Genomic DNA, 11,842 nt, shown 5'->3' on the forward strand with positions numbered 1-11,842 from the left:
GGTCCCGCCCGTGCCCGCCGGCAGCTGTCCGGTGACCGTGCCATGGACCTTCGCCTCGTGTCCCGGGTACTGTTCCTTCGGGCCGCATGGCGGCCGCGGGACCACTGGGATGCCGCCCGGATCGAGGAACACCAGCAGGAGGCCCTGAAGGACTTGCGGAACGCTGCATATAAGAGATCGGCGTTCTATCGCCGCCACCACGCCGGACTATTTGATGCGCCCCTGGATCAGCTGCCGCCGGTGACCAAAGCGGACCTGATGGAGAACTTTGACGACGCCGTCACTGCCCCCGGACTCAGCCTGGCGGTGCTTGAGGACCACATGCACTCGCTTACGCAGGGTGGGGGAGACCCGGGAATACCGTGGAAGGGACGCTGGTGGTCCGCGGCGACTGCCGGAACCACGGGACGGCGCGGAACCTTTCTTTGGGACCGCCCTGAGTGGGCCACCGTCCTCGCCTCCTATGCGCGCGCCTATGACTGGACCGGAATCCCGGCAGGCCTCAGCCGGCTCCTGAAGGTGGCTCTGGTCAGTTCCCTCGTGCCTACCCACCAATCCGCTGTCGTCGGCGCTTCGCTCCGCTCCGCGCTGGTCCCCACGCTCCGCCTGGACGTCACCGCCCCGATGCAGGACACCGTGGCGGCGTTAAACGGCTTCCAGCCCCGGGTGCTCGTCGGCTACGCCTCGGCCTTGTTGCCGCTCGCCGCCGAACAGCTCGCCGGCCGGCTCCGCATCTCACCCCAGGGCGTGATGTCCGCTTCTGAGGTACTGACGCCGCAGACGGCGGCGGACCTTGAAGCAGCGTGGGGAACGGCCCCGTTCGATGTCTATGCCGCCACCGAAACGGCCGGGATCGCTTCCCCCTGCGAATTCCGGAACAAGCACATCTACGAAGACCTGCTCCTCATTGAACCCGTGGACCAGGCCGGCAGGGCGGTGCCGCCGGGAAGCGCTGGGGCCAAAATCCTCGTCAGCGTCCTGTTCTCCCGGACCATGCCGCTGATCCGCTATGAGATGTCCGATTCCATCAGCCTGGGTGGCCGCGGTTGTCCGTGCGGACGGTCCTTTACCCTGCTGCAAGATATTGAAGGGCGGCTTGAGGACATCCTGCAGTTGCCCGGCAGGCAAGGCACCGTCAACATCCACCCCAATGTGTTCCATCACGTCCTGGATCAGGCGGCCTCATCGGGATGGCAGGTAGTTCAGGAGCCCTCCCGCTTGCGGATTCTTCTCGCCGGACTCACTCCGGAAGGCACCACAGAGGGCGTCCGGGCAGATGTGGAAAGCGCGCTCGCCGCGGCTGGAGCTGCCCGGATTCCGCTTGAGGTGAGGGTTGTGGAACACCTGGAAAGGACACCGCTCGGGAAAGCACCTTTCGTGCGCGCGTGGGCCTCTGGCGCCCGGGACCGGCCATGACCACGTCACCCACGGCGTCTGCGGCGCAGTCCCCCTTTGACGCCGTCATCTTCGACTTGGACGGCGTCGTGACGGACACGGCGTCTGTCCATGAGGCAGCGTGGAAGCAGCTCTTCGACCAGGTCCTGGGCGATCCGCGGATTCCGTCGGAAGCCAGAAAGGACGCTTTCACCGGCGGTGATTACCTGAAATACGTGGATGGCAGGCCTCGGGAAGACGGCGTGACATCCTTCCTCGCGTCCCGGGGCGTCACCCTGCCCAAGGGCAACCGTGCGGACGCCGCCGGGGACTGGTCGGTCCAGGGGCTTGCCAAATTAAAGGACCAGCTGTTCAAGGAGCGTCTGGCACGCGACGGCGTCAGGTCCTTTCCGGGAACGGTCGCGCTCGTTGAAAGACTGCGCTCGGAACGGATCCCCGTTGCCGTGGCCACCTCAAGCCGCAATGCATCCGCCGTCCTGGCAGCGGCAGGCCTGTCCGCCTCATTCGACCTGGTCATGAATGGTGTCATCGCCGGCGAATTAGGGCTTCCCGGCAAACCTGACCCCGCGGTGTTCCTGGAAATCGTGCACCGCCTGGGAGTCCCGCCCGCGCGTGCGGTGGTCATCGAAGATGCCATAGCCGGTGTGGAGGCCGCGCGCCGCGGCGGCTTCGGCCTGGTCGTGGGCATCGACCGGGCAGACCGGAGAGCCGAACTCGAGGCGGCAGGTGCCGACGTCGTACTGACTGATGTGAGCCAGTTGGATCTGGGCCGTGTCCTCACCGACCCATGGCGGCTCATCTATGAGGGCTACGATCCCGCCCACGAAGGCCATAGGGAGGCACTGACCACGCTCGGAAACGGGTATCTGGCCGTCCGCGGCGCTGCTCCTGAAAGCACAAAAAGCGAGGTCCACTATCCGGGAACGTACCTCGCTGGTGTCTACAACCGCCTGGTGAGCAGGGTGCAGGACCAGGATGTGGAGGACGAGCATATGGTGAACGCGCCCAACTGTCTGGTCCTGGACCTCCGGCTGGACGGAACGGACTGGTGGTCCAAGGGCGGCCTGAAAATTCTCCGCGAACGGCGGGTGCTCGACATGCGCCGGGCCACACTTGAAAGGGAACTGGTGCTGGAGGCACCCGGCGGGCGCCGGATGGCAGTGGGCCAACGCAGGCTCGTGTCCATGGCACAACCACATCTGGTGGCCCTCGAGACAACTTTGACGGCTGTGGGCTGGAGCGGGTCCGCAGTGGTCCGTAGCGGCGTGGACTGCGGCATCACCAACGAGAACGTACCGGAAGACGCGCTGCTGGCCCACCATCATCTGGTCAGGCTGGAAATACCGGACCCCGCTGAACCGATCCCGGTGGTTGAAGTGGAAACAAGCCAAAGCCACATCAGGATCGCCACGGCGCTGCGGACGGAAATCTCCGGGCAGGCCGGCAGCGGCGATCCCGGTGAGGAGGAGGGCGTCTACTACCGGTCCTGGAAGCTTCAATTGACGGACGCCGAGCCGGCGGTGGTCACCAGGACTGCCGCCCTGTTTACCTCCCGTGACCGGGCCGTCTCCTCGCCGGCACTGGCGGCGGGCAACATGCTCAGGACCGCCGATCAAACCTTTGCGCAATTGCTCGCCGAGCACGAGGACGCCTGGCGTAGGCTGCTGGGGCTGTTCGCGATCGATATCGACGGCAGCCCACAGGTGCAGCTGATCCTGAACCTTCATGTTTTCCATTTGCTCCAGACACTCAGCCCGCACACCGCTGAACTCGACGCCGGAGTGCCCGCGCGCGGGCTGCACGGCGAGGGCTACCGCGGCCACATCTTCTGGGACGAGCTCTTCGCGCTGCCCCTCCTCACCTCGAGGATGCCTTCCGTAGCGCGCTCCGTCATCAACTACCGGTGGCGCAGGCTGCCGGCGGCCCGGGAAGCTGCCGCCGCATTAGGGCTTCACGGAGCGCTCTTCCCGTGGCAGAGCGGAAGTGACGGGAGGGAAGAAACTCCTTTTTGGCTGTTTAACCGGCGCTCCGGCCGGTGGGTACCGGACTATTCGCATCTGCAGCGGCACGCAGGCCTCGCCGTCGCGTTCAATGCATGGCAGTATTTCCTGGCCACGCAGGACAGGGAATGGCTCCTGCGCCACGGTGCCGAACTGATCCTGGAGGTGGCACGGCTCGTGGCCTCGATGGCTGAATACGACCAGGACGAGGACCGGTACCATCTTCGGGGAATCATGGGCCCGGATGAGTATCACACGGGCTATCCGGACAACATAGACGCAGGGCTTGACGATAACGCGTACACGAACGTCATGGCCGCCTGGGTATGCGCCCAAGCCTGCGGAATCATGACGCTGCTCCACGGTCACGACCTTGAGGACCTCCAGGCGCGCCTCGCGATAGACCCTTCGGAAATCGCCGGCTGGCGGCACGTCAGCCAACGGATGTTCGTACCCTTCCACGACGGCATCATCAGCCAGTTCGCCGGATACGAAGAACTGCGGGAACTGGACTGGGAGCATTACCGGAACGCCTACACAAACATCGAACGCCTGGACCTGATCCTCGAGGCCGAGGGCGACAGCACAAACCGGTACAGGCTGGCCAAACAGGCTGACGTCCTCATGCTGCTCTACGTTCTTGGCGAGAAGGAATTGACGCTCTTCCTGGCCGGCCTGGGGTATGAAGTGTCCTCCGCGCAGCTCGAAGAAACGGTGGACTACTACCTGGCACGGACGGCGCACGGCTCCACTCTCAGCCGGGTGGCCCACGCCTCAGTGTTGGCGGCAAGGGATCCGGACCGGGCTTGGAGTACCTTCCGTGAAGCGCTCAGTGCTGATCTTGACGACACACAGGGGGGCACCACACGGACAGGCATCCACCTTGGTGCGATGGCAGGAACCATTGACGTTGTGCAGCGGAGCTTTGCCGGCCTCAGAATTACCGGTGACGCGCTACTTTTCGCCCCGAAGATGCCCAAAGGGATAAGAACAGTGTCCTTCCATGTCCGCTACCGGGACCATTTGCTCGCCGTCAGCCTCGAACACGGGAAGCTGACCGTCTCGGCAGCTCCCGGTGACGCCCCCGCCATCTGCCTGCAGGTCGGCTCCGAACGTGTCCTCCTGGGGGCCGGCGATACACGGCACTTCACGCTTGTGGCAGGCTGAAGCAAAAGAAAAAGGACGACGGCGGGGCGCACCAACGGACCAGGCCTCACCTACGAGTCGGGTTCGTCCGCCCGGGGCGGGTGCACCACGAGGACAGGACACTGCGCGTGGGCGACGCAGGCGGCGCTGACCGATCCGAGCCGCAGGCCCGCGAAACCGCCACGCCCGCGGCGTCCAATCACCAGCAGGGAGGCGCCCCTGCTTCCGTCAACCAACGATATCCGTGCCGATCCGTGGACGAGCCTGGCACTGACATTGCGTGGACGTTCGGGGCCAAAGGCTTCCCCGAGTGCGCGCTCCAGATTCTCCTCAGCCTCGTGGGCGAACCCTTCCACTCCCATGGCAAGGTAGCCTTCGTAACCCGCCGGATACTCCCAGCACCCCCAGGCTTCCAGACGGGTCCCCAGGGCCTGCGCCAAGCGGGACCCCAGACGCAGGGCTTCGATGGATGCGTCAGAACCGTCAACGCCGACGATGATTTTTCCCTCGGCGGCTTTGGCCATGATCCACTCCTCGAATGCTGTACGTGCCCGGGCTTCCTCAAAGCATGGTCCCGGCTGCCAAAGGCGAACAGGGTCCAAGGTCACGACGCCGGGCACGGAGTCCGCAGGGTCCGCCCCACGGTCCCGGACCCGCACCATGACCTTTGGCACTAGACGCAGCCTCCCACGGGGTGAAGCCTGTTCAACGAACCAGACATCCGCGAATTCGGAGTATCAATGCCGCAACAAGGGGGTTCCCCGCAATCCGGGCTGGATGCAACCGGTCTGAGTTCTGAACGGGCCGCAGCATTGCTCAGCGAGTCCGGACCTAACGTTCTTCCGGCCGCGAAGTCAGTGCCACACTGGCGGAAGCTGCTGGGCGAGTTGACGCATTTTTTTGCTTTGATGCTGTGGTGTGCAGCTGCGCTCGCCTTTGTCGGAGGGCTGCCCGAGTTGGGGGTCGCCATCATCGTGGTGGTCGTCGTCAACGGGATCTTCGCCCACATCCAGCAGGAGCGCGCCCAGCACGCGGCTGCAAAACTGCGCGGGCTGCTGCCTGCTGACGTTTCCGTCTGCAGGGATGGACGCCTGCTGAGGATTCATACCAGTGAACTGGTCCCGGGAGACGCCGTCGTGCTCACGGCGGGCGACAGGGTGCCGGCCGACGTCGTCCTGGTTGTTGCCTCCGGCTGCGCCGTGGATGAGTCCATGCTGACAGGCGAAAGTGAAGCCGTTCCCAAGGCCAGTGGTGACAGCGCCTGGGGCGGGACGTTCCTCGTCAACGGACAAGCAGACGCGGTGGTGTCCCACACCGGCGGGACCACGAGGCTTGCCGGAATTGCCGCACTGACCAGCGGAACCGTATCTCCGCCGACACCGCTGGCCCTTGAGCTGCGCCGGATCGTCCGGCTCATTGCGACTGTGGCACTGGCCGTCGCCGGGTTCTTCTTCCTCGTGTCCTTGCTGGTAGGCATCCCGTGGCGCGACGCTTTCCTCTTCGCCATCGGCGTCGCCGTTGCCCTGGTCCCCGAGGGGCTCCTGCCGACCGTCACACTTTCGCTGGCGATGGGGGCCCAACGGATGGCGGCGCGGAACGCCCTGGTCCGCAACCTCGAGGCTGTGGAAACTCTGGGGTCCACCACTTTCATCTGTACCGACAAGACAGGAACCCTGACGCAGAACCGCATGAACGCCGTCGAGGTCTTTACCCCTGAAGGGCGTGTGAAGGTGACGGGGGACGGCTACCAGCCGGACGCCGACATAGAGGGAAACGCGGTCTCCGCGGCTACCAGAACGGCGCTTGCGGCACGGGCCGCCTCCCAGGGCAGGGCCGTTCTCCAGGGTGCTGAGTGGAGCATTGAGGGGGATCCGATGGAGGCGGCCATTGATGTTTTGGCGCGCCGGCTTTCCGGGTCCGCTCCTGAGGATGCAAAGCCTGCGGGGCGGTTTGCGTTTGATCCCCGCCGTCGCCGTGAATCGGTCATTGTGGGCACGACCCTCTTCCTGAAAGGGGCGCCGGAATCGGTTCTGCCGCTCTGCGGAGATTCCGCGGGCGCAGCGGTGGAAGAAGTCGAAGCGATGGCTTCACGGGGGCTGCGGGTCATGGCGGTCGCGATGCGTGAGCTGACGGGTCCAGTGCAGAAGTGGCTGGAATGTCCGCCGGAGGAGGTCGAGACCGGACTTGTACTGCTGGGACTGATCGCCCTGCACGACCCGCCCAGGCCGGAGGTGGGCGACGTGATCCGGACCGCCCGCGAAGCCGGCATCAGGGTCGGGATGATCACGGGCGACCATCCAGCCACGGCTGCCGCGATTGCCCGGGAGATCGGTCTGATGGGATCCCCGGAACTGGTTCTGGAAGGATCGCAGTTTCCGGAGGACGAACAGGTTCTGGGCGCCTTGCTCGACCGGGACGGCATTGTGGTGAGCCGGGTCTCCCCGGAACAGAAGCTGCGTGTGGCCAAGGTCCTGCAGGGCAGGGGCCACGTTGTGGCCATGACGGGCGACGGCGTCAACGACGGTCCCGCGCTGCGGGAGGCCGACATCGGGGTGGCCATGGGACGCAGCGGAACCGACGTTGCGCGTGAAGCTTCCGACCTGGTGCTCTTGGATGATCATTTCGCCACGATCGTCGCAGCGATCGAACAGGGCCGTGCCACGTACTCCAATATTCACCGCTTCCTGACGTACCACCTGACGGATAACGTTGCCGAGTTGACGCCCTTCGTCATCTGGGCACTGTCCGGCGGCCAGTTTCCGCTCGCCCTCGGCGTCCTGCAGATCCTCGCCCTCGACATAGGCACCGACCTCCTTCCCGCCCTCGCCCTTGGCGGTGAGCCGCCTGGGAAGGGTGTGCTGAAGCGGCCACCGGAAAGACGGCATCTGATGGACCGCCGGCTGATGTTCCGGGTGTTCTGCGTGCTGGGTCCTGTGGAGGCGGTCATGGAGATGACGGCGTTTTCCGTGGTGTTGTTCGGCGGCGGGTGGGCACGTGGAGATCCGCAGGATGCCGGTCTGGTGATGGCGGCGTCCGGAGCGGCCTTCAGCGCCGTTGTGCTTGGCCAGTTGGCCAATGCCTTCGCCTGCCGGAGCGCCACCTTGCCGCCATGGAAGCAGGGCTGGCTGTCCAACCGGCTGCTTCTCTGGGCGGTGCTGGCAGAAATCGGCGCCTTGGCCGCTTGCCTCTACGTGGTTCCTGTCGCCGCCGTCTTGGGTCAGCTTCCGCCGCCGCTCCTGGGATTCGGCGTTGCGGCTTTGGCTTTTCCGGCGGTGCTGGCAGCCGACTGGGCGTACAAGAAGCTAAGACGGCACGGGACAAAGCCGGTTAGCATCGTTCCCGCGCCTCAGTCCGCAGGACCAAAGCCTCTGCTGCTGCCGATCCTGACCCGGGAGGATCGAGCCATGAATGCACCGATGACGACGACTGACGTTCACGTGGTGTGGCTGGAAGAAGTCGGGATGGGCGATGTGCCGGCCGTGGGCGGCAAGAACGCATCGCTGGGTGAGCTGACCCGATCGCTGACGGCTTCGGGTGTCCGGGTACCGGAGGGCTTTGCCACCACCGCCTCCGCATACCGGGCGTTCGTCACCGCCAACGGCATCGAACCGGGGATCCGTGCTGCGATCGATGAGTACCGGGTGGGCCGGACCAGCCTTCGCGAAGCCGGCGAAACAATCCGGGAACTCATCCTCGAAGGACAGTTTCCGCCGGACATCGCCGCCGACATCAGGGAACACTACAGGGCCTTGTCCCAACGGACAGGGCAGGCCCGGGCCTCGGTTGCCGTGCGCAGTAGCGCCACAGCAGAGGACCTTCCGGACGCGAGTTTCGCCGGCCAGCAGGAAACCTTCCTTAACATCGCCGGGGAGCGGGAGCTGATGGAGGCCTGCAGACGGTGTTATGCCTCCCTCTTTACCGACCGGGCCATCAGCTACCGGGAAATCAAGGGGTTCAACCATCTGGATGTAGCACTGTCCATCGGTGTGCAGCGGATGGTGCGTTCAGACCTTGGGGCATCCGGGGTGATGTTTTCCATCGACACAGAATCAGGCTTCCCGCGCAGCGTCGTGATCAGCGCCGCGTGGGGACTGGGCGAAACGGTGGTCCAAGGCACCATCAACCCCGATAAGTACCAGGTATTCAAGCCCCTGCTGTCCACCACAGATTTTGTGCCCATTATCGAGAAAACCATCGGGTCGAAACTGCGGAAGATGGTTTACAGCCGTGGCGGGCACGCGCGTACTCGGACCATTTTCACGACAGACCAGGAGCGGCGCTCCCTTGTACTCACGGATTCCGAGATATTGGCCCTCGCGCGCTGGGCTGTGGCAGTAGAGGACCACTACGGCGGTCCTATGGACATGGAGTGGGCCAAAGACGGGTCCACCGGCGAACTCTTTATGGTCCAGGCCAGGCCGGAGACGGTTCAGGCGCGGCGCAGCGGGTCCGTTTTCCGCATCTACCACCTCCGCGAATCAGGCCCCCGGCTTGCTTCCGGTGCAGCGATCGGTGAATCGATCGCACACGGCTCCGCCTGTGTGGTCCGGGACGCCCGGGACATCGACAAATTCCGGGACGGTTCCATCCTGGTAACCCAAATGACCGACCCTGACTGGGTTCCCATCATGCAGCGCGCCGCTGGCATCGTCACCGACCATGGCGGCGCCACGAGCCATGCAGCCATCGTGAGCAGGGAACTGGGCGTGCCCGCCGTGGTGGGGACAGGAAACGGCACGTCCGTCCTTGAGGAGGGAATGCCCATCACGCTTTCCTGCGCGGGCGGTGAAGACGGGGAGGTCTACGACGGCACCCTCGCTTTCGACGTCGAAGAGGTTGACCTCGGCACGCTGCCGGAGACCCGGACAGCTGTCATGGTCAACATCGCCAGCCCTTCAGCTGCCTTCCAATGGTGGCGCCTGCCCGCGGCAGGCGTGGGCCTGGCCCGGATGGAATTCATCATCAGCAACCTCATCCGGATCCATCCCATGGCGCTGGTACATCCTGAAAGGGTCACAAACTTCGGCGAGGCTGCACGCATCAGGGAGCTTACGCACGGCTACAGCGATCTGCGGGAGTACTTCGTTGACGTCCTCGCCACGGGCATCGCTAAGATCGCGGCGCCTTATCACCCGCACCCGGTGATCGTCAGGCTCAGCGACTTCAAAAGCAACGAATACGCACACCTGATCGGAGGTGGCTCCTTCGAAGTCACCGAAGAGAATCCCATGCTGGGCTTCCGCGGGGCTTCACGCTATTACGACCAACGCTACCGGGAAGGATTCGCCCTGGAATGCCGGGCACTGAAAAGGGTGCGCGAGGAAATCGGATTCTCCAACGTCATTGTCATGGTTCCGTTCTGCCGCACCCTCCACGAGGCAGACTTGGTGATCAAAGCCATGGCCGAAAACGGCCTGGTCCGTGGTGAGGAGGGACTACAGATCTACATGATGTGCGAGATCCCCTCGAACGTCATCCTCGCGTCGGAATTCGCCCGGCGCTTCGACGGATTCTCCATCGGTTCCAATGACCTGACACAGCTTGTCCTGGGGGTTGACCGCGACTCCGAACTGCTGGCCGGGCTTTTTGACGAGAGGGACGAAGCCGTGACGTCGATGATCGCACAGGTCATCGGCAAGGCGCATGCAGCCGGGATCAAAATTGGTATCTGCGGCCAGGGCCCGAGCAACCACCCGGACTTCGCGGAGTTCCTGGTCAAGGAGGGCATCGACTCCATTTCGCTCAACCCGGACACCTACCTCAAGACGGTTCCGGTGATCGCTGCGGCCGAGAACCAGGAAAGATGAGCAGGCTTGGCATCCTGACCAGCGGCGGGGACTGCCCCGGACTGAATGCCGTGATCCGCGGTGCGGTGCTGAGTGGCGTCATTTCCCACGGTTACGACTTCGTTGGTTTCCGGGACGGGTGGCGGGGGGTGCTTGAGGGCGATGTCATTCCGTTGCCGCGCTTTGCAGTGCGGGGACTTGCCCGCCTCGGCGGGACAATCCTAGGTACGTCGAGGACCAATCCGCTGAAGGAAGGCGGAGTGGAGGCGGTGCGCGAAAGCCTTCGCCGCATTGCCATCGATGGCTTGATTGCCATCGGCGGAGAGGGAACCCTGGCGGCCGCGCAGGCACTGTCAAACGAGGGAGTCAAGGTTGTAGGAGTCCCCAAGACCATCGACAATGACCTCGATGCCACGGATTATACTTTCGGCTTCGACACCGCGGTCCAGACGGCGACAGAGGCCATCGACAGGCTGCGTACCACGGGGGAGTCGCATCACCGCTGCATGATCGCCGAAGTTATGGGCAGGAACGCCGGCTGGATAGCCCTTCACGCGGGGATGGCTTCGGGTGCCCACGCCATCCTCATTCCGGAACATAGGGTTTCGTTGGAGCAGGTTGCCCGGTGGGTGCAGTCCGCACACGACCGCGGACGGGCGCCACTGGTGGTTGTGGCAGAGGCTTTTACCCTGGAGGGCCAGGATGAACCATACTCGCCCCGGGGCCTTGACACCTTCGGCAGGCCCCGGCTGGGCGGAATCGCCATGCTTCTGGAGCATGAACTGCAGGGGCTCACCGGAATCGAAACCAGGGCTACGGTTTTGGGGCACATCCAGCGGGGCGGCGCCCCCACTGCCTTTGACAGGGTGCTGGCCACGAGGCTGGGTATGGCAGCCGTTGATTCCGCTGCCGCCGGCCGTTGGGGGACCATGGTCTCCCTGCGCGCCACCAGCATTGTGAACGTCGGATTTGACGCTGCGCTGGGCCGGCTCAAAACCGTTCCAGAGGACCGTTACGGGGAGGCAGCGGTCCTGTTTGGCTAATCCCGGCCGGACCCGGCTGCTATCCGCGTGCTATTTCGATTTTCCTTGCCGCGGGCTGCTGGGCGGCCGTCGGCACCGGCGTCCGGACCTCCAGCACCCCGTCCTTGTAGGAGGCGGTGATGTCATCGTGTTTAACGCCGTCCGGCAGGGCGAGCCTCCGGACGAAAGAACCATAGCGGAACTCCGAACGGTAACTGTCCTTGTCTTTCTGCTCGGACTTCTCCCTGCGCTCGGCCTTGATCTCAAGGGCGCCGTCAACAATTGAGACGCTGACGTCCTTGTCCGGATCGATCCCAGGCAGTTCGGCCCGAACCACCAGGGTGTCGCCTTCAACCGATTCTTCGACGCGGATCCCCGACGCCACAGTGTCACCTTCGAAAAGCCTTTCAATCATCTCGACGGGGGAGCGCCGGGTATCAAACCATTTCATCAGATCAGCCATGTCTGCCTCCTTGCTTGGATGACCGTCGGG

At 64.4% G+C, this 11,842-nt stretch carries 6 protein-coding genes and 1 pseudogene; 5 read left to right on the forward strand and 2 right to left on the reverse strand.

Annotation, left to right across the window (positions count from 1 at the left end; genetic code table 11):
• The first annotated feature begins 42 nt into the window (after window positions 1-42).
• Complete coding sequence (locus ACZY0Q_RS01390; RefSeq protein WP_463913803.1) at window positions 43-1,416, forward strand: phenylacetate--CoA ligase family protein; 1,374 nt, start codon at window positions 43-45, stop codon at window positions 1,414-1,416.
• Window positions 1,413-4,562: a beta-phosphoglucomutase family hydrolase gene (locus ACZY0Q_RS01395; protein WP_463913806.1), complete on the forward strand. Its 3,150-nt coding sequence runs from the start codon at window positions 1,413-1,415 to the stop codon at window positions 4,560-4,562. The genes ACZY0Q_RS01390 and ACZY0Q_RS01395 overlap by 4 nt, the downstream gene beginning before the upstream one ends.
• A 50-nt stretch (window positions 4,563-4,612) precedes the next feature.
• On the opposite strand, the gene ACZY0Q_RS01400 is transcribed toward ACZY0Q_RS01395, so the two are convergent.
• Window positions 4,613-5,065 (reverse strand): universal stress protein, encoded by a 453-nt coding sequence (locus ACZY0Q_RS01400; protein ID WP_463913809.1) that lies wholly within the window; start codon window positions 5,063-5,065, stop codon window positions 4,613-4,615.
• A 216-nt stretch (window positions 5,066-5,281) separates the two neighbouring features.
• Here ACZY0Q_RS01400 and ACZY0Q_RS01405 point away from each other — a divergent pair.
• The 3 genes and pseudogenes from ACZY0Q_RS01405 to ACZY0Q_RS01415 form a co-directional block, all read left to right on the forward strand.
• Window positions 5,282-7,849 (forward strand): annotated as a pseudogene (locus tag ACZY0Q_RS01405) (cation-translocating P-type ATPase); the annotation flags it as partial.
• 96 nt (window positions 7,850-7,945) lie between these two features.
• Entirely contained in the window at window positions 7,946-10,348 is a 2,403-nt protein-coding gene (gene ppsA / locus ACZY0Q_RS01410) for a phosphoenolpyruvate synthase (RefSeq protein WP_463916207.1), read from the forward strand.
• Window positions 10,345-11,370, forward strand: coding sequence for a 6-phosphofructokinase (locus tag ACZY0Q_RS01415; RefSeq protein WP_463913812.1), 1,026 nt, complete (start codon window positions 10,345-10,347; stop codon window positions 11,368-11,370). Before ppsA ends, ACZY0Q_RS01415 begins: the two co-directional genes overlap by 4 nt.
• Before the next feature lie 19 nt (window positions 11,371-11,389).
• Here ACZY0Q_RS01415 and ACZY0Q_RS01420 read toward each other — a convergent pair whose 3' ends face one another.
• Window positions 11,390-11,812, reverse strand: coding sequence for an Hsp20/alpha crystallin family protein (locus ACZY0Q_RS01420; protein ID WP_463913815.1), 423 nt, complete (start codon window positions 11,810-11,812; stop codon window positions 11,390-11,392).
• Between the last annotated feature and the right edge of the window lie 30 nt (window positions 11,813-11,842).

The sequence above is a fragment of the Pseudarthrobacter lactosi genome (assembly GCF_055412785.1).

Bases quoted from the DNA above. Each gene is read 5' to 3' on its own strand.
- ACZY0Q_RS01390 (WP_463913803.1), top strand. From the start codon at position 43: ATGGACCTTCGCCTCGTGTCCCGGGTACTGTTCCTTCGGGCCGCATGG.
- ACZY0Q_RS01395 (WP_463913806.1), top strand. From the start codon at position 1,413: ATGACCACGTCACCCACGGCGTCTGCGGCGCAGTCCCCCTTTGACGCC.
- ACZY0Q_RS01400 (WP_463913809.1), bottom strand. From the start codon at position 5,065: ATGGCCAAAGCCGCCGAGGGAAAAATCATCGTCGGCGTTGACGGTTCT.
- ppsA (WP_463916207.1), top strand. From the start codon at position 7,946: ATGAATGCACCGATGACGACGACTGACGTTCACGTGGTGTGGCTGGAA.
- ACZY0Q_RS01415 (WP_463913812.1), top strand. From the start codon at position 10,345: ATGAGCAGGCTTGGCATCCTGACCAGCGGCGGGGACTGCCCCGGACTG.
- ACZY0Q_RS01420 (WP_463913815.1), bottom strand. From the start codon at position 11,812: ATGGCTGATCTGATGAAATGGTTTGATACCCGGCGCTCCCCCGTCGAG.